The sequence below is a fragment of the Sinorhizobium garamanticum genome (assembly GCF_029892065.1).
GTDB classification, from domain to species: domain Bacteria; phylum Pseudomonadota; class Alphaproteobacteria; order Rhizobiales; family Rhizobiaceae; genus Sinorhizobium; species Sinorhizobium garamanticum.
This window is the reverse complement of sequence record NZ_CP120373.1, coordinates 3,956,408-3,971,365: the sequence shown is the minus strand read 5'-3', so window position 1 is coordinate 3,971,365 and position 14,958 is coordinate 3,956,408. Positions and strand designations below refer to the sequence as shown.

Annotated in this window: 27 protein-coding genes; all 27 read left to right on the top strand. The window is 59.4% G+C overall.

From position 1 onward, the window contains the following. Window positions 1-103 precede the first annotated feature (103 nt). The 27 genes from rpsJ (at window position 104) to rplQ (ending at window position 14,820) form a co-directional block, all read left to right on the top strand. Window positions 104-412 carry a 30S ribosomal protein S10 gene (gene rpsJ / locus PZN02_RS18815; protein ID WP_003507767.1) on the top strand — a complete coding sequence of 103 codons (309 nt, stop codon included), beginning with the start codon at window positions 104-106 and terminating at the stop codon, window positions 410-412. A gap of 121 nt (window positions 413-533) precedes the next feature. Next, complete coding sequence (gene rplC, locus PZN02_RS18810) at window positions 534-1,220, top strand: 50S ribosomal protein L3 (RefSeq protein ID WP_280659422.1); 687 nt, start codon at window positions 534-536, stop codon at window positions 1,218-1,220. A 12-nt stretch (window positions 1,221-1,232) separates the two neighbouring features. Then, the gene (gene rplD / locus PZN02_RS18805; RefSeq protein ID WP_136504351.1) at window positions 1,233-1,853 is read left to right on the top strand and encodes a 50S ribosomal protein L4; all 621 of its coding nucleotides are present in this window, start codon (window positions 1,233-1,235) and stop codon (window positions 1,851-1,853) included. Then, a complete protein-coding gene (locus tag PZN02_RS18800; RefSeq protein WP_066875657.1) occupies window positions 1,850-2,143 on the top strand; it encodes a 50S ribosomal protein L23 in 294 nt (97 codons plus the stop codon). Before rplD ends, PZN02_RS18800 begins: the two co-directional genes overlap by 4 nt. Before the next feature lie 43 nt (window positions 2,144-2,186). Then, entirely contained in the window at window positions 2,187-3,023 is an 837-nt protein-coding gene (gene rplB, locus PZN02_RS18795) for a 50S ribosomal protein L2 (protein ID WP_280659421.1), read from the top strand. A gap of 15 nt (window positions 3,024-3,038) precedes the next feature. Beyond that, window positions 3,039-3,317, top strand: a complete 279-nt coding sequence (rpsS, locus tag PZN02_RS18790) for a 30S ribosomal protein S19 (protein WP_184108805.1) — start codon at window positions 3,039-3,041, stop codon at window positions 3,315-3,317. 2 nt (window positions 3,318-3,319) lie between these two features. After that, window positions 3,320-3,709: a 50S ribosomal protein L22 gene (rplV, locus tag PZN02_RS18785; RefSeq protein WP_280659420.1), complete on the top strand. Its 390-nt coding sequence runs from the start codon at window positions 3,320-3,322 to the stop codon at window positions 3,707-3,709. Then, window positions 3,709-4,422 (top strand): 30S ribosomal protein S3, encoded by a 714-nt coding sequence (rpsC, locus tag PZN02_RS18780; RefSeq protein ID WP_153442058.1) that lies wholly within the window; start codon window positions 3,709-3,711, stop codon window positions 4,420-4,422. The genes rplV and rpsC overlap by 1 nt, the downstream gene beginning before the upstream one ends. A gap of 38 nt (window positions 4,423-4,460) precedes the next feature. Next, the gene (gene rplP, locus PZN02_RS18775) at window positions 4,461-4,874 is read left to right on the top strand and encodes a 50S ribosomal protein L16 (RefSeq protein ID WP_011975175.1); all 414 of its coding nucleotides are present in this window, start codon (window positions 4,461-4,463) and stop codon (window positions 4,872-4,874) included. Between the two features lie 12 nt (window positions 4,875-4,886). Continuing rightward, window positions 4,887-5,087 carry a 50S ribosomal protein L29 gene (gene rpmC, locus PZN02_RS18770; RefSeq protein ID WP_153442057.1) on the top strand — a complete coding sequence of 67 codons (201 nt, stop codon included), beginning with the start codon at window positions 4,887-4,889 and terminating at the stop codon, window positions 5,085-5,087. 13 nt (window positions 5,088-5,100) lie between these two features. Further along, entirely contained in the window at window positions 5,101-5,337 is a 237-nt protein-coding gene (gene rpsQ / locus PZN02_RS18765; RefSeq protein WP_018239490.1) for a 30S ribosomal protein S17, read from the top strand. 178 nt (window positions 5,338-5,515) lie between these two features. Continuing rightward, entirely contained in the window at window positions 5,516-5,884 is a 369-nt protein-coding gene (gene rplN / locus PZN02_RS18760; RefSeq protein WP_012707761.1) for a 50S ribosomal protein L14, read from the top strand. Window positions 5,885-5,898: 14 nt separating this feature from the next. Beyond that, window positions 5,899-6,210 (top strand): 50S ribosomal protein L24, encoded by a 312-nt coding sequence (rplX, locus tag PZN02_RS18755; protein ID WP_136504356.1) that lies wholly within the window; start codon window positions 5,899-5,901, stop codon window positions 6,208-6,210. Next, window positions 6,203-6,760, top strand: a complete 558-nt coding sequence (gene rplE, locus PZN02_RS18750; protein WP_280659419.1) for a 50S ribosomal protein L5 — start codon at window positions 6,203-6,205, stop codon at window positions 6,758-6,760. Before rplX ends, rplE begins: the two co-directional genes overlap by 8 nt. 34 nt (window positions 6,761-6,794) lie before the next feature. Next, window positions 6,795-7,100: a 30S ribosomal protein S14 gene (gene rpsN / locus PZN02_RS18745; RefSeq protein WP_280659418.1), complete on the top strand. Its 306-nt coding sequence runs from the start codon at window positions 6,795-6,797 to the stop codon at window positions 7,098-7,100. A 12-nt stretch (window positions 7,101-7,112) separates the two neighbouring features. After that, window positions 7,113-7,511 carry a 30S ribosomal protein S8 gene (rpsH, locus tag PZN02_RS18740; RefSeq protein ID WP_280659417.1) on the top strand — a complete coding sequence of 133 codons (399 nt, stop codon included), beginning with the start codon at window positions 7,113-7,115 and terminating at the stop codon, window positions 7,509-7,511. A 40-nt stretch (window positions 7,512-7,551) separates the two neighbouring features. Further along, window positions 7,552-8,085 carry a 50S ribosomal protein L6 gene (gene rplF / locus PZN02_RS18735; RefSeq protein WP_280659416.1) on the top strand — a complete coding sequence of 178 codons (534 nt, stop codon included), beginning with the start codon at window positions 7,552-7,554 and terminating at the stop codon, window positions 8,083-8,085. A gap of 12 nt (window positions 8,086-8,097) precedes the next feature. Next, complete coding sequence (gene rplR, locus PZN02_RS18730; protein ID WP_225104836.1) at window positions 8,098-8,460, top strand: 50S ribosomal protein L18; 363 nt, start codon at window positions 8,098-8,100, stop codon at window positions 8,458-8,460. 134 nt (window positions 8,461-8,594) lie between these two features. Next, on the top strand, window positions 8,595-9,164 hold the full coding sequence (gene rpsE, locus PZN02_RS18725) for a 30S ribosomal protein S5 (RefSeq protein ID WP_280659414.1): 570 nt from the start codon (window positions 8,595-8,597) through the stop codon (window positions 9,162-9,164). 12 nt (window positions 9,165-9,176) lie between these two features. Beyond that, complete coding sequence (gene rpmD, locus PZN02_RS18720; RefSeq protein ID WP_003536508.1) at window positions 9,177-9,380, top strand: 50S ribosomal protein L30; 204 nt, start codon at window positions 9,177-9,179, stop codon at window positions 9,378-9,380. Between the two features lie 13 nt (window positions 9,381-9,393). Further along, on the top strand, window positions 9,394-9,864 hold the full coding sequence (gene rplO, locus PZN02_RS18715; protein WP_280659413.1) for a 50S ribosomal protein L15: 471 nt from the start codon (window positions 9,394-9,396) through the stop codon (window positions 9,862-9,864). Between the two features lie 234 nt (window positions 9,865-10,098). Next, entirely contained in the window at window positions 10,099-11,439 is a 1,341-nt protein-coding gene (gene secY / locus PZN02_RS18710) for a preprotein translocase subunit SecY (RefSeq protein ID WP_280659412.1), read from the top strand. Then, the gene (locus PZN02_RS18705; protein WP_280659411.1) at window positions 11,436-12,014 is read left to right on the top strand and encodes an adenylate kinase; all 579 of its coding nucleotides are present in this window, start codon (window positions 11,436-11,438) and stop codon (window positions 12,012-12,014) included. The genes secY and PZN02_RS18705 overlap by 4 nt, the downstream gene beginning before the upstream one ends. A 233-nt stretch (window positions 12,015-12,247) precedes the next feature. After that, window positions 12,248-12,616, top strand: a complete 369-nt coding sequence (gene rpsM, locus PZN02_RS18700) for a 30S ribosomal protein S13 (RefSeq protein ID WP_014328076.1) — start codon at window positions 12,248-12,250, stop codon at window positions 12,614-12,616. A gap of 230 nt (window positions 12,617-12,846) precedes the next feature. Beyond that, the gene (rpsK, locus tag PZN02_RS18695) at window positions 12,847-13,236 is read left to right on the top strand and encodes a 30S ribosomal protein S11 (protein WP_003536496.1); all 390 of its coding nucleotides are present in this window, start codon (window positions 12,847-12,849) and stop codon (window positions 13,234-13,236) included. 103 nt (window positions 13,237-13,339) lie between these two features. Continuing rightward, window positions 13,340-14,350, top strand: a complete 1,011-nt coding sequence (locus PZN02_RS18690; protein ID WP_225104833.1) for a DNA-directed RNA polymerase subunit alpha — start codon at window positions 13,340-13,342, stop codon at window positions 14,348-14,350. 44 nt (window positions 14,351-14,394) lie between these two features. Then, the gene (gene rplQ / locus PZN02_RS18685) at window positions 14,395-14,820 is read left to right on the top strand and encodes a 50S ribosomal protein L17 (protein WP_280659410.1); all 426 of its coding nucleotides are present in this window, start codon (window positions 14,395-14,397) and stop codon (window positions 14,818-14,820) included. Window positions 14,821-14,958 lie beyond the last annotated feature (138 nt).

Sequence of the window (14,958 nt, the reverse complement as noted above, 5' to 3'; positions counted from 1 at the left end):
TGTCCCTGCGATTTTTGAAAGAAGCGGCAGAGCGTAACGAATTCAGAAGTTTAAGTGTGTGCCTTTAAGAGGCATACGGGAAACACGAGCAAGGACAAGTCGAATGAACGGCCAGAATATCCGCATCCGCCTCAAGGCGTTTGATCACCGGATCCTCGATGCCTCCACGCGCGAAATCGTGTCGACGGCCAAGCGCACCGGTGCGAGTGTGCGCGGGCCCGTGCCGCTTCCGACCCGGATTGAAAAATTCACGGTCAACCGGTCGCCGCACGTCGACAAGAAGAGCCGCGAACAGTTTGAGATGCGCACGCACAAGCGTCTTCTCGATATCGTTGATCCGACCCCTCAGACGGTTGATGCGCTGATGAAGCTCGATCTGGCCGCTGGCGTCGACGTCGAGATCAAGCTCTAAGGTCCGGCGCAAGCCGAAATAACAAGGAAGGTACGTGGAGTTATCCAACGGCTTCCAGGAACAGGAAACCGGAAGGTGCAAGAGGCACCGGACGGGAACCCTAAACAAGAGGCGTGAACCGATGCGTTCAGGTGTGATTGCACAGAAGGTGGGAATGACCCGCGTCTACAACGACGCCGGTGAGCATATCCCGGTAACAGTATTGCGGCTGGAGAACTGCCAGGTAGTGGCCCACCGCACGGAAGACAAGAACGGCTATACCGCAGTTCAGCTGGGTGCAGGTCGTTCGAAGGTCAAGAATACGCCGAAGGCCATGCGCGGCCATTTTGCTGCTGCGAACGTCGAGCCGAAGGCGAAGCTCGTCGAGTTCCGCGTTTCCGCGGACAACATGATCGATATCGGCTCCGAGCTGACGGCCAGCCACTTCGTCGCAGGCCAGCTCGTCGACGTCACCGGTACGACGATCGGTAAGGGCTTCGCCGGCGCCATCAAGCGCCACAACTTCGGCGGTCTGCGCGCCACGCACGGCGTTTCCGTATCGCACCGCTCGCATGGTTCTACCGGTTCCAACCAGGATCCGGGCCGTGTTTGGAAGGGCAAGCGCATGGCCGGCCACATGGGCCAGACCCGCGTTACCACCCAGAACCTGGAAGTCGTATCGACGGACGAAGACCGTGGCCTGATCTTGGTCAAGGGTGCAGTCCCCGGCTCCAAGGGTGCCTGGATCGTCGTTCGCGACGCCATTAAGTCCGGCACCCCGGAAGGCGCTCCGCGCCCTGCCGGCGTGCGCGCCGAAGCATCGAAGTAAGGGAGCCGAATAATGGATCTCACCGTCAAAACCCTCGAGGGCAAGGACGCGGGAAAGGTTTCCCTTTCTGACGCCATTTTCGGCCTCGAACCCCGTGAAGACATCATCGCCCGCGTCGTTCGCTGGCAGCTCGCCAAGAAGCAGCAGGGCACGCACAAGGCCAAGGGCCGCGCTGAAGTTTCGCGCACCGGCGCCAAGATGTACAAGCAGAAGGGTACGGGCCGCGCCCGCCACCACTCCGCTCGTGCTCCCCAGTTCCGCGGCGGTGGCAAGGCTCATGGCCCGGTTGTCCGCAGCCACGCTCACGACCTTCCCAAGAAGGTCCGCGCGCTCGGTCTGCGCCATGCGCTGTCGGCCAAGCTGAAGGCTGAAGAGATCATCGTCATCGACGATCTCGTTGCCAAGGAAGCAAAGACGAAGGCTCTCGCCGGCGTATTCGCGTCGCTCGGCCTCACCAACGCTCTGATCATCGGCGGTGCCGAAATCGAGAGCAACTTCAAGCTCGCAGCCCAGAACATCCCGAACGTGGACGTTCTGCCGGTTCAGGGCATCAACGTTTACGACATTCTGCGCCGCGGCAAGCTCGTGCTTTCCAAGGCTGCCGTAGAAGCTCTGGAGGAGCGGTTCAAATGACGGATCTTCGCCACTATGACGTGATCGTGTCTCCCTCGATCACCGAAAAGTCGACGCTGGTTTCCGAACAGAACCAAGTCGTCTTCAACGTCGCCAAGGGTGCTTCGAAGCCTGAGATCAAGGCTGCTGTCGAAGCCCTGTTCGGCGTCAAGGTCACGGCCGTGAACACGCTCCTCCGCAAGGGTAAGCTGAAGCGTTTCCGCGGTTTTGCCGGGAAGCAGAAGGACGTGAAGAAGGCGATCGTTACGCTCGCCGAAGGTCAGTCCATCGACGTCTCCACCGGTCTCTAACGGATAGGCCCATTAGGGTAAAAACCCAAAAGGGAACAAGAAAATGGCATTGAAAAGTTTCAATCCGACGACCCCGAGCCAGCGTCAGCTGGTCATCGTAGACCGGGCCGGCCTCCACAAGGGCAAGCCGGTCAAGGCGTTGACCGAGGGCCTGTCCTCCAAGGGCGGTCGCAACAACCTGGGCCGCATCACCGTCCGCTTCCAGGGCGGTGGTCACAAGCGGTCCTACCGTCTGGTCGACTTCAAGCGTCGCAAGTTCGACGTTGAAGGCACGGTCGAGCGTCTGGAATACGACCCGAACCGCACCGCCTTCATCGCGCTTGTCAACTACGCTGACGGCGAACAGGCCTACATCCTGGCGCCGCAGCGTCTGGCTGCCGGCGACAAGATCATCGCCTCGGACAAGGCCGTTGACGTCAAGCCCGGCAATGCGATGCCGCTGCAGTTCATCCCGGTCGGCTCGATCATCCACAATGTGGAGATGAAGCCGGGCAAGGGTGGCCAGATGGCTCGCTCCGCCGGCACCTATGCGCAGCTCGTCGGCCGCGACCAGGGCATGGCGATCCTTCGCCTGAACTCGGGCGAACAGCGCCTCGTGCACGGCTCTTGCCTTGCATCGATCGGTGCTGTATCGAACCCCGATCACGGCAACATCAATGATGGTAAGGCTGGTCGTTCGCGTTGGCGCGGTAAGCGTCCGCACGTTCGCGGTGTCGTCATGAACCCGGTTGACCACCCGCACGGCGGTGGTGAAGGCCGCACGTCCGGTGGCCGTCACCCGGTTACCCCGTGGGGCAAGCCGACGAAGGGCAAGCGCACGCGCTCCAACAAGTCGACCGACAAGTTCATCATGCGCTCGCGTCACCAGCGCAAGAAGTAAGAGAGGAAGTCTCAAGTGGCTCGTTCAGTATGGAAAGGTCCGTTTGTTGACGGCTATCTTCTCAAGAAGGCTGAGAAGGTTCGTGACGGCGGTCGCAACGAAGTGATCAAGATGTGGAGCCGTCGCTCCACGATCCTTCCGCAGTTCGTTGGTCTGACCTTCGGCGTCTACAACGGCAACAAACACGTTCCCGTCTCCGTGTCCGAGGAAATGGTCGGTCACAAGTTCGGTGAATTCGCTCCGACCCGGACCTATTACGGTCATGGCGCGGACAAGAAGGCGAAGAGGAAGTAACAATGGGCAAGGCACAAGCCGAACGCCGGCTGAAGGATAATGAGGCGCAGGCCGTTGCGCGCACGATCCGCGTCAGCCCCCAGAAGCTCAACCTCGTTGCCGCGATGATCCGCGGCAAGAAGGTTGACCGCGCTCTGGCCGAACTCGAGTTCTCGCGCAAGCGCATAGCAGAAACGGTCAAGAAGACCCTTGAATCTGCGATCGCAAATGCTGAGAACAACCACGATCTCGACGTTGATTCGCTCATCGTCGCGGAAGCTTACGTTGGCAAGTCGATTGTGATGAAGCGCTTCCACGCTCGTGGTCGCGGTCGTGCATCGCGTATCGAAAAGCCGTTCGCTCACTTGACGATCGTTGTTCGTGAAGTGGAAGCCAAAGGGGAGGCCGCATAATGGGCCAGAAGATTAATCCGATCGGTTTCCGTCTCGGCATCAACCGGACCTGGGACAGTCGTTGGTTCGCTGACAACGCAGAATACGGTCAGCTTCTTCACGAAGACCTGAAGATCCGTGCATACCTGATGGAAGAGCTGAAGGCAGCCGGTATCGCCAAGGTCGTGATCGAGCGTCCGCACAAGAAGTGCCGCGTGACGATCCACTCTGCACGTCCGGGCCTGATCATCGGCAAGAAGGGCGCCGACATCGAAAAGCTGCGCAGGAAGCTTTCCGAGATGACCAACTCCGAAACGCACCTCAACATCGTCGAAGTGCGCAAGCCGGAAGTTGACGCGACCCTGGTTGCCCAGTCGATCGCTCAGCAGCTCGAGCGCCGCGTAGCGTTCCGCCGTGCGATGAAGCGCGCTGTTCAGTCGGCCATGCGTCTTGGCGCCGAAGGCATCAAGATCACCTGCGCCGGCCGCCTCGGCGGTGCCGAAATCGCCCGTACCGAATGGTATCGTGAAGGCCGCGTTCCGCTGCACACGCTGCGCGCCGACATCGACTACGGCACGGCCGAAGCTGAAACCGCCTTCGGTATCTGCGGCATCAAGGTCTGGATCTTCAAGGGTGAAATCCTCGAGCACGACCCGATGGCTTCCGAGCGTCGCGCGACCGAGAGTGACTCCCAGGGCTCTGGCAGCAGAGACCGTCGTCGTGAAAACGCGTAACATTCGCGCGTGGCAGCCAATATCGGAGAAGTAAAAAAATGTTGCAGCCAAAGCGTACGAAGTATCGCAAGCAATTTAAGGGCCGCATCAAGGGCGTTGCCAAGGGCGGTTCTGATCTCGCCTTCGGCGAATTCGGCCTGAAGGCTCAGGAGCCGAACCGCGTCAACGCCCGTGAGATCGAAGCGGCTCGCCGCGCGATCACCCGCCACATGAAGCGCGCCGGCCGCGTTTGGATCCGTGTGTTCCCGGACGTTCCGGTCACCGCCAAGCCGACCGAAGTCCGCATGGGTAAGGGTAAGGGTTCGGTTGAATACTGGGCATGCAAGGTCAAGCCCGGTCGTATGATGTTCGAGATCGATGGTGTCAGCGAAGAACTCGCCCGTGAGGCACTTCGTCTTGGCGCTGCCAAGCTCTCTGTCAAGACGCGCTTCGTGCAGCGTATCGCAGAGTAAGGAGTGAAGCTCATGAAAGCCGCAGATGTTCGCGCTCTGAGCGCCGATCAACTCAACGAAGAGCTTGCCAAGCTGAAGAAGGAGCAGTTCAACCTGCGCTTCCAGAAGGCAACCGGCCAGCTCGAGAAGTCTTCGCGTATCAACGAAGTCCGCAAGGACATCGCACGCATTAAAACAATTGCCCGCCAGAAGGCGGCAGAAGCCAAGGCCTAAGGACCAGAAAAATATGCCGAAACGCATTCTGCAGGGCACCGTCGTCAGCGACAAGAACGACAAGACCGTCGTCGTCAGGGTCGAGCGCCGCTTTGCGCATCCGATCCTCCAGAAGACCGTCCGTCGTTCCAAGAAGTACAAGGCTCACGACGAGAACAACCAGTACAAGGTCGGTGACGTCGTTTCCATCGAGGAATGCGCGCCGATCTCGAAAGATAAGCGCTGGACGGTCGTTTCCGCCCAGGCTTGATTTCTGCAGGTTTTGACCGCGAGACCCTTGCGTCTCGGGCAAATATCTGTATGAAGCACGCAATTAAAGCTGAGGAACGCTCGAGTCCGGGCGTTCTTTTGCTTTGAGATGAGCACAATAAGCCGGGCGAGGGGGTTCCGACCCAACCGGCCTGGTAACAACAAGAAGGCGACCTGACATGATTCAGATGCAAACAAACCTCGACGTGGCGGATAATTCCGGCGCACGTCGTGTCATGTGCATCAAGGTGCTGGGCGGCTCCAAGCGCAAGTACGCGTCGATCGGCGACATCATCGTCGTTTCGATCAAGGAAGCCATTCCGCGCGGCCGCGTGAAGAAGGGTGACGTCATGAAGGCTGTTGTCGTTCGCACTGCGAAGGACATCCGCCGTCCGGATGGCAGCGTCATCCGCTTCGACACCAACGCAGCCGTTCTTATCGATAACAAGAAAGAGCCGATCGGCACCCGTATCTTCGGACCGGTTCCGCGCGAACTCCGCGCCAAGAACCACATGAAGATCATCTCGCTGGCTCCGGAAGTACTCTAAGGGAGCGTTGAGAGATGCAAAAGATTCGCAAAGGCGACAAGGTCGTCGTTCTCACCGGTAAGGACAAGGGCCGTACCGGCGAAGTAATCCAGGTCATGCCTAAGGAAGACCGGGCTGTCGTGCGTGGCGTTAACATGGTGAAGCGTCACCAGCGCCAGACCCAGAGCCAGGAAGCGGGCATTATCAACAAGGAAGCCCCGATCCATCTTTCGAACATCGCGGTCGCCGATCCCAAGGACGGCAAGCCGACCCGCGTCGGCTTCAAGATCGAAGGTGACAAGAAGGTCCGCGTGGCCAAGCGTTCGGGAGTAGTGATCGATGGCTAAGACCGCTTATGAGCCGCGGCTCAAGAAGGAATATGTAGAGCGCATCCGCAAGGCGATGCAGGAGAAGTTCTCCTACGCCAACGAAATGCAGATCCCGCGTCTCGACAAGATCGTCATCAACATGGGTGTTGGCGAAGCGACCGGCGATTCCAAGAAGCCGTCCGTTGCTGCGGCCGACCTCGCTGCGATTGCTGGCCAGAAGCCGGTGATCACCCGCGCCCGTAACTCCATCGCTGGCTTCAAGCTGCGCGAAGGCATGCCGATTGGCGCCAAGGTTACCCTGCGCGGCATTCGGATGTATGAGTTCCTGGATCGTCTCGTGAACATCGCACTTCCGCGTGTTCGCGACTTCCGTGGCCTCAATCCGAAGTCCTTCGATGGTCGTGGCAACTTCGCCATGGGCGTCAAGGAGCACATTGTGTTCCCTGAGATCAACTACGACAAGGTTGATCAGATGTGGGGCATGGACATCATCGTTTGCACGACGGCAACTAACGACGACGAAGCGCGCGCTCTGCTTACAGAGTTCAACTTCCCGTTCCGTCAGTAATCCGTAACGACAAGCGTAAAGAAGGATAACTGTTATGGCGAAAACGAGCGCAGTTGAAAAGAACAAGCGCCGCCGCAAACTGGTTGCCGGGCAAGCGTCCAAGCGCGCTGCATTGAAGGCAATCATCATGAACCAGTCTCTGCCGATCGAAGAGCGGTTCAAGGCAACCCTCAAGCTGGCAGAACTGCCGCGTGATGGCTCCAAGACCCGCATCCGCAACCGTTGCGAAGTGACCGGCCGTCCGCGTGCCTACTATCGCAAACTTCGTATGTCGCGTATTGCGCTTCGCGAACTGGGCAATCTCGGCAAGGTGCCGGGCATCGTCAAGTCGAGCTGGTAAGGAGACGGGCACATGGCAATGACTGATCCCTTGGGCGATATGCTCACCCGTATCCGCAACGGTGCTGCTCGCCGTAAGTCGAGCGTTTCGACGCCGGCTTCGAAGCTCCGCGCACGCGTTCTGGATGTCCTTCAGTCCGAAGGCTACATCCGCGGTTACTCTGAGGTCGAATTCGGCAACGGCAAGTCCGAGCTGAACATCGAACTGAAATACTACGAAGGCTCGTCCGTGATCCGCGAGATCGCACGCGTCTCCAAGCCGGGCCGCCGAGTTTATGTCTCGGTCAAGTCCATTCCGCAGGTCGCGAACGGCCTCGGCATCACCATCCTTTCGACCCCGAAGGGCGTGATGGCCGATCACCAGGCACGCGAACAGAATGTTGGTGGCGAGGTTCTTTGCTCGGTCTTCTAAGGCCGAGCAGGATCTCCATAGCGAACAGACAGGTATAAAAATGTCTCGTATCGGTAAGAAACCCGTTCAAGTTCCGGCAGGCGTCACGGCTAACGTTGATGGCCAGAAGGTAACGGCGAAGGGTCCGAAGGGCGAACTGTTCTTCGTCGCAAACGACGAAGTTTCGGTGAAGCTCGAAAACAATGCGGTTGTCGTTCAGCCGCTCAATGAGAGCAAGGATGCTCGTTCGAAGTGGGGCATGTCCCGCACGATGATCGAGAACATCTTCAAGGGCGTGAAGGACGGCTACGAGCGCAAGCTCGAGATCAACGGCGTCGGTTACCGCGCGTCCATGCAGGGCAAGAACCTGCAGCTGGCGCTCGGTTTCAGCCACGACGTGGTCTACCAGACGCCGGAAGGCATCACGATCGCTGTGCCGAAGCCGACGGAAATCGTCGTCACCGGCATCAACAAGCAGCAGGTCGGTCAGGTTGCCGCGGAAATCCGCGAATACCGTGGCCCCGAGCCCTACAAGGGCAAGGGCGTCAAGTATGCCGAAGAGCGGATTGTCCGCAAAGAAGGCAAGAAGAAGTAAGGATCACGCGAAATGGCTAGCAGGAAAGATACTCTTGTGCGTCGCGCCAGCCGCGTGCGCCGTCAAATCAAGGCGGTCGCCAATGGCCGCCCGCGCCTGTCGGTTCATCGCTCGTCGAAGAACATCTACGCGCAGATCATCGATGATGTTGCTGGCAAGACCATTGCCTCCGCATCGACTCTCGACACGGATCTGCGGTCTTCGCTGAAGACCGGCGCTGATACCGCGGCCGCTACGGCTGTCGGCAAGCTCCTTGCAGAGCGTGCATCCAAGGCGGGCGTCAAGGACGTTGTCTTTGACCGCGGCGCCTTCATCTACCACGGCCGCATCAAGGCGCTGGCCGAGGCAGCTCGCGAAGGCGGCCTGAACTTCTAAGGTTCATCGCCCGGGCAGCAATGTCCGGGCGGCACCCGACTTCGTAAAATACCCGGCCGCTTCGATTTCCAAGGAAGTGAGGCGGCTTTCGTCAATCTGCCGATTGCACCCGGAAAAGAAAAAGGAAAAGGACAATGGCACAAGAAAGAAGAGGTTCTCGCGAAGATCGCCAGAGCCGCGAAGAGCGCGACAGCGAATTTGTCGATAAGCTCGTCGCCATCAACCGCGTCGCCAAGGTGGTGAAGGGCGGTCGTCGTTTTGGTTTCGCAGCCCTCGTCGTCGTTGGCGACCAGAAGGGCCGTGTTGGCTTCGGTCATGGCAAGGCGCGTGAAGTGCCGGAAGCCATCCGCAAGGCAACGGAAGCTGCAAAGCGCGACCTGATCTTCGTCCCGCTGCGCGGTGGCCGTACCCTGCATCACGACGTCCATGGCCGTCACGGCGCCGGCAAGGTGCTGCTGCGTTCGGCCAAGGCCGGTACCGGTATCATCGCCGGTGGCCCGATGCGTGCCGTCTTTGAAACGCTCGGCGTTCACGACGTCGTCGCGAAGTCGACCGGTTCGTCGAACCCCTACAACATGGTTCGCGCGACGTTCGATGCCCTCAAGAACCAGATGCACCCGAAGGACATCGCGGCACAGCGCGGCATGAAGTATGCCACGCTTCAGGCTCGTCGCGTTTCCGCCGGCGTTGCTTCCGAAGAATAAGGGAGCTGACAGATGGCTAAGAAAGAAGTTGCCAAGAAGACGGTTACCGTCGAGCAGATTGGTAGCCCCATTCGCCGTCCGGCCGTGCAGCGTCAGACGCTCGTCGGCCTGGGCCTCAACAAGATGCACCGGGTTCGCACGCTGGAAGATACTCCGGCCGTTCGCGGCATGATCCGGGCCGTCCAGCACCTCGTTCGCGTCGTCGACGAGAAGTGAGGGGGATCCAGAAATGAAACTGAATGAAATCAAGGACAACGAAGGCGCGACCAAGAACCGCAAGCGTCTTGGCCGCGGTATCGGCTCCGGCTCCGGCAAGACCGCCGGTCGCGGTGTGAAGGGCCAGAAGGCACGTTCGGGCGTTTCCATCAACGGCTTCGAAGGCGGCCAGATGCCGATCTACCGTCGCCTGCCGAAGCGCGGCTTCAACAACATCTTCGCTTCGGAGTTCGTTGTGGTGTCGCTCGGCCGTATCCAGGCTGCTGTCGATGCCAAGAAGCTCGACGCTTCGAAGACGGTCGATGCGGCTGCACTCAAGGCTGCCGGCGTCATCCGCCGCGCCAAGGACGGCGTCCGCGTTCTCGCCGATGGCGAACTGAAGGCCAAGGTCTCGCTCGAAGTCGCCGGCGCGTCCAAGTCGGCGATCGAGAAGATCGAAAAGGCTGGCGGTTCCATCAAGCTGCTTGCAGCGGCCGCGGAATAATGTGACTGATGAACCGCCCGGGGTGCTTCACTCCGGGCGGTTTTGCTCCCATATGTGAGCCTCACGTTCGAGGCGGCGAATCACTCGCTGTATCGGACATAACGGAAACCACGGTGAGGCATCCGATTGCAGCGACAATCGCCTCGCGTCCGGTTTTCAAGAACGAAGACTTTCTCTTTCCGGAACTGACCGGGTTTTCCCGCTGATTCCGAAATTTGGTACGCGGAGAATCGCATGGCTTCTGCAGCGGAACAGCTTGCCTCGAACCTGAATTTTTCAACTTTCGCCAAGGCGGAGGATCTGAAAAAGCGTCTTTGGTTCACCCTTGGCGCGCTTCTGGTTTATCGCCTTGGCACCTATATCCCGCTGCCCGGCCTCAATCCGGAAGCGTTTGCGCAAGCCTTCCAGGGCCAGAGCGGCGGCATTCTTGGCCTCTTCAACATGTTCTCGGGCGGCGCGGTTGAGCGCATGGCGATCTTCGCGCTCGGCATCATGCCCTACATCTCCGCTTCGATCATCGTGCAGCTCATGACTTCGGTCGTGCCGGCGCTCGAGCAGTTGAAGAAGGAAGGCGAGCAGGGCCGCAAGATCATCAACCAGTATACCCGTTACGGCACAGTGCTTCTCGGCGCGATGCAGGCTTACGGTATCGCGATCGGTCTTGAGAGCGGCAGCGGTCTGGTGGGCGATCCGGGCTGGTTCTTCCGAGTTTCCACCGTGATTTCGCTCCTCGGCGGCACCATGTTCCTGATGTGGCTCGGCGAGCAGATTACGTCGCGCGGCATTGGCAACGGCATTTCGCTTATCATCTTTGCCGGCATCGTGGCGGCTCTGCCGTCTGCGCTGGCCGGCACGCTCGAACTCGGCCGCACAGGTGCTCTTTCGACGCCACTCATCCTGGCAATCATCGTCATGGTCGTTGCCGTAATTGCGCTGATCGTCTTTGTCGAGCGTGCTCAGCGCCGCTTGTTGATCCAGTACCCGAAGCGCCAAGTGGGGAACCGCATGTTTCAGGGCGATACGTCGCACCTGCCGCTGAAGCTCAACACCTCGGGCGTCATTCCGGCGATCTTCGCGTCCTCGCTGCTGCTGTTGCCGGCGACGCTGGCTGGTTTCGCTAACACTGCGACAATGCCCGGCTGGGCGACGGCGATCGTCAGCGCGCTCGCTCATGGCCAGCCGCTCTACATGGTGCTCTACGGCGGCATGATCGCCTTCTTCGCCTTCTTCTATACCGCGATCGTGTTCAATCCGAAGGACACCGCGGACAATCTGAAGAAGCATGGCGGCTTTATTCCGGGCATTCGCCCGGGCGAACGGACAGCCGAATACATCGACTTCGTGCTGACGCGTATCACGGTGATCGGCGCGATCTACCTGATCTTCGTATGCATCCTGCCTGAAATCCTCATCTCGCAGACGGGCGTGCCGTTCTACCTTGGTGGTACGTCGCTTTTGATTGTTGTCAGCGTGACCCTTGATACGGTAGCACAGATCCAGGGTCACCTCATTGCTCAGCAATATGAGGGGCTGATCAAGAAGTCGAAGCTGCGCGGAGGAAAGAGGGGACGATGAGACTGATTTTTTTGGGCCCGCCGGGCGCTGGCAAGGGTACACAGGCCAAGCTTCTGACGGAGAGATACGGCATTCCGCAGCTTTCCACAGGCGACATGCTGCGGGCGGCCGTGGCTCAGGCGACCGAAGTGGGGAAGCGGGCGAAGGCCGTTATGGATGCCGGCCAGCTCGTTTCCGACGAGATCGTCAATGAAATCGTCTCTGACCGTATCGACGCGCCGGACTGCGCCAAGGGGTTCATCCTCGACGGTTATCCGCGCACCGTGCCGCAAGCCAAGGCGCTTGACCGGATGCTCGAAAGCAAGGGCCTGAAGCTCGATGCAGTCATCGAGCTTAAAGTCGACGAGGCAGCTCTTGTGCGGCGGATGGAGAATCGCGTAGCGGAAACCGTCGCCGCCGGCGGTACCGTTCGCTCCGACGATAATCCGGAAGCCTTCAAGCGTCGTTTGACGGAATATCGCGAGAAGACGGCTCCGTTGTCGGAATACTATGCCGGCACAGGTCAGTTGAAAACTGTGGACGGCATGGCGGATGTGGACACGGTCACCGCCGATATCGAGAAGATTCTGGCTTAGACATTCGTCTTTGCCAAAATGGAACCACCGGGGGAGTTGACTTTTCCGGCCGATTCCTCCAAAGACAGCGTCAACTCGCGACATGAGAAGCGATCGGCGCGGTCTTCAAAGCAATGAAGTCCGGGTACGGTCGTTTTTGACGTGTCTCGAACCTCAATTAACGTGCGGCTCTTCGAGGTCGCGTAACGAAGCACCTATTGCCGGATGGCAACTGGAACGCAAGGAGAATAGACGTGGCACGTATCGCTGGCGTCAACATCCCGACCGCAAAGCGCGTCGTCATCGCGCTGACGTATATTCACGGGATCGGCACGAAATTCGCACAGGAAATCATCGAGAAGGTCGGCATTCCGGCTGATCGCCGCGTGCATCAGTTGACGGATGCTGAGGTCCTTCAGATCCGTGAAACGATCGACCGTGACTACCAGGTCGAGGGCGATCTGCGTCGCGAAACCTCGATGAACATCAAGCGTCTGATGGATCTCGGCTGCTACCGTGGCCTTCGCCATCGTCGCGGTCTGCCGGTACGCGGCCAGCGCACGCACACCAACGCCCGCACCCGCAAGGGTCCGGCAAAGGCGATCGCCGGCAAAAAGAAGTAATTTCCCGAAAAGGGAAGGCGGGAGGCTGGCGTCGTGCGCCGGCCTCCTTTTGCAGTTTGGGCAGGCGATTTCGCCTGACCGTCGCGGACCGGGACCGGTTCAGCGAAATCTCCGTCGGGCCGGCGTGCTGGCTCGGCAAGAAGTGAAGATGCAGGGCAGGGGACGACCAATCCTTTTCCCGGTGGAGCCGCTGGAATTACGGCGGTGCAGAGATCTAAGAAAGGGATCCAATGGCCAAGGAAGCCACCCGCGTTCGCCGCCGCGAGCGCAAGAACATCACGTCTGGCGTCGCACACGTCAATTCGTCGTTCAACAACACGATGATCACCATCACCGACGCGCAGGGCAATGCAATTGCCTGGTCGTCCGCCGGTGCAAAGGGTTTCAAGGGTTCGCGTAAGTCGACCCCGTTTGCCGCTCAGATCGCCGCTGAAGACTGCGCCAAGAAGGCTCAGGAACACGGCATGAAGTCGCTGGAAGTGGAAGTTTGCGGTCCGGGTTCGGGTCGTGAATCCGCACTTCGCGCGCTGCAGGCTGCGGGCTTCATGATCACCTCGATCCGCGATGTGACCCCGATCCCGCACAACGGCTGCCGCCCGCGCAAGAAGCGCCGCGTCTGATCATATGCACACAACATCCCGGCGAGAGCGTTCAGGCGCTCTCCCGGTCTTCGGGGCTCGGTTGTCACGATTGGATGGTGGCAACGAACGGAAGGCAGAAAACATGATCCAGAAAAATTGGCAGGAATTGATCAAGCCGAACAAGGTGGAGTTCGCCTCCTCCGGCCGCACCAGGGCAACGCTGGTCGCGGAACCGCTTGAACGCGGCTTTGGTCTGACGCTTGGCAACGCGCTTCGCCGCGTGCTTTTGTCGTCGCTGCGCGGTGCTGCCGTCACCGCAGTGCAGATCGACGGCGTGCTGCACGAGTTCTCCTCTATCCCGGGTGTCCGGGAAGACGTGACCGACATCGTGCTCAACATCAAGGAAATCGCCATCAAGATGGATGGCGACGACGCAAAGCGCATGGTCGTGCGCAAGCAGGGCCCGGGCGTTGTAACGGCCGGTGACATCCAGACGGTTGGCGATATCGAAATCCTCAACCCGAACCATGTGATCTGCACGCTCGACGAGGGCGCCGAGATCCGCATGGAGTTCACCGTCAACAACGGCAAGGGTTACGTGCCGGCTGACCGCAATCGCTCGGAAGATGCGCCGATTGGCCTCATTCCGGTCGACAGCCTGTACTCGCCAGTCAAGAAGGTCTCTTACAAGGTGGAAAACACCCGTGAAGGCCAGGTTCTCGACTACGACAAGCTGACGATGTCCATCGAAACCGATGGCTCGGTTACCGGTGAAGATGCGATCGCGTTTGCGGCCCGCATTCTTCAGGACCAGCTCTCGGTCTTCGTCAACTTCGAAGAGCCGCACAAGGAAGCAGAGGAAGAGGCAGTCACCGAACTCGCCTTCAACCCGGCGCTTCTCAAGAAGGTCGACGAACTGGAGCTTTCCGTCCGTTCGGCCAACTGCCTGAAGAACGACAACATCGTCTATATCGGCGACCTCATTCAGAAGACCGAAGCAGAAATGCTCCGCACGCCGAATTTTGGTCGCAAGTCGCTCAACGAAATCAAGGAAGTTCTCGCTTCCATGGGCTTGCACCTCGGCATGGAAGTGCCGTCCTGGCCGCCTGAGAACATCGAAGATCTCGCCAAGCGTTACGAAGACCAATACTAACCATTAGACTGCGGGCGGATGCCTGCAAGTGAAGGAGAATAGCCATGCGCCACGGTAAAGCCGGCCGCAAGCTGAATAGAACCGCCAGCCACCGCAAGGCGATGTTTGCCAACATGGCAGCTTCGCTGATCGAACACGAACAGATCGTGACGACCCTGCCGAAGGCAAAGGAAATTCGTCCGATCGTCGAAAAGCTTGTCACGCTCGGTAAGCGCGGCGACCTGCATGCCCGCCGTCAGGCGATCTCGCAGATCCGCGACGCCGCCGTCGTTTCGAAGCTGTTCGATACGATCGCATCGCGTTATGCCACCCGCAACGGCGGCTACCTGCGCATCATGAAGGCAGGCTTCCGTCACGGCGACAACGCCGCTCTCGCTGTCATCGAGTTCGTTGACCGCGATGTCGATGCCAAGGGTGCGAAGGACCGCGCTCGCGCTGCAGCCGAAGCTGAAGCAGTTGAAGCAGCCTGATCGCCGAAACTACAGCGCCGCGCGTCCAATCGGACGCGCAAGGGTCGCTGTAGCACTTTGGATGCTGCGTGTCTTTCTCCTTAAATCGAGGTCGATTTAAGGAGACACGCAGAAGCGATCAAGAAATTGGAGCGGCCG

Coding starts and splice junctions, on each gene's coding strand:
- rpsJ (WP_003507767.1), top strand. CDS start 104: ATGAACGGCCAGAATATCCGCATCCGCCTCAAGGCGTTTGATCACCGG.
- rplC (WP_280659422.1), top strand. CDS start 534: ATGCGTTCAGGTGTGATTGCACAGAAGGTGGGAATGACCCGCGTCTAC.
- rplD (WP_136504351.1), top strand. CDS start 1,233: ATGGATCTCACCGTCAAAACCCTCGAGGGCAAGGACGCGGGAAAGGTT.
- PZN02_RS18800 (WP_066875657.1), top strand. CDS start 1,850: ATGACGGATCTTCGCCACTATGACGTGATCGTGTCTCCCTCGATCACC.
- rplB (WP_280659421.1), top strand. CDS start 2,187: ATGGCATTGAAAAGTTTCAATCCGACGACCCCGAGCCAGCGTCAGCTG.
- rplV (WP_280659420.1), top strand. CDS start 3,320: ATGGGCAAGGCACAAGCCGAACGCCGGCTGAAGGATAATGAGGCGCAG.
- rpsC (WP_153442058.1), top strand. CDS start 3,709: ATGGGCCAGAAGATTAATCCGATCGGTTTCCGTCTCGGCATCAACCGG.
- rplP (WP_011975175.1), top strand. CDS start 4,461: ATGTTGCAGCCAAAGCGTACGAAGTATCGCAAGCAATTTAAGGGCCGC.
- rpmC (WP_153442057.1), top strand. CDS start 4,887: ATGAAAGCCGCAGATGTTCGCGCTCTGAGCGCCGATCAACTCAACGAA.
- rpsQ (WP_018239490.1), top strand. CDS start 5,101: ATGCCGAAACGCATTCTGCAGGGCACCGTCGTCAGCGACAAGAACGAC.
- rplN (WP_012707761.1), top strand. CDS start 5,516: ATGATTCAGATGCAAACAAACCTCGACGTGGCGGATAATTCCGGCGCA.
- rplX (WP_136504356.1), top strand. CDS start 5,899: ATGCAAAAGATTCGCAAAGGCGACAAGGTCGTCGTTCTCACCGGTAAG.
- rplE (WP_280659419.1), top strand. CDS start 6,203: ATGGCTAAGACCGCTTATGAGCCGCGGCTCAAGAAGGAATATGTAGAG.
- rpsN (WP_280659418.1), top strand. CDS start 6,795: ATGGCGAAAACGAGCGCAGTTGAAAAGAACAAGCGCCGCCGCAAACTG.
- rpsH (WP_280659417.1), top strand. CDS start 7,113: ATGGCAATGACTGATCCCTTGGGCGATATGCTCACCCGTATCCGCAAC.
- rplF (WP_280659416.1), top strand. CDS start 7,552: ATGTCTCGTATCGGTAAGAAACCCGTTCAAGTTCCGGCAGGCGTCACG.
- rplR (WP_225104836.1), top strand. CDS start 8,098: ATGGCTAGCAGGAAAGATACTCTTGTGCGTCGCGCCAGCCGCGTGCGC.
- rpsE (WP_280659414.1), top strand. CDS start 8,595: ATGGCACAAGAAAGAAGAGGTTCTCGCGAAGATCGCCAGAGCCGCGAA.
- rpmD (WP_003536508.1), top strand. CDS start 9,177: ATGGCTAAGAAAGAAGTTGCCAAGAAGACGGTTACCGTCGAGCAGATT.
- rplO (WP_280659413.1), top strand. CDS start 9,394: ATGAAACTGAATGAAATCAAGGACAACGAAGGCGCGACCAAGAACCGC.
- secY (WP_280659412.1), top strand. CDS start 10,099: ATGGCTTCTGCAGCGGAACAGCTTGCCTCGAACCTGAATTTTTCAACT.
- PZN02_RS18705 (WP_280659411.1), top strand. CDS start 11,436: ATGAGACTGATTTTTTTGGGCCCGCCGGGCGCTGGCAAGGGTACACAG.
- rpsK (WP_003536496.1), top strand. CDS start 12,847: ATGGCCAAGGAAGCCACCCGCGTTCGCCGCCGCGAGCGCAAGAACATC.
- PZN02_RS18690 (WP_225104833.1), top strand. CDS start 13,340: ATGATCCAGAAAAATTGGCAGGAATTGATCAAGCCGAACAAGGTGGAG.
- rplQ (WP_280659410.1), top strand. CDS start 14,395: ATGCGCCACGGTAAAGCCGGCCGCAAGCTGAATAGAACCGCCAGCCAC.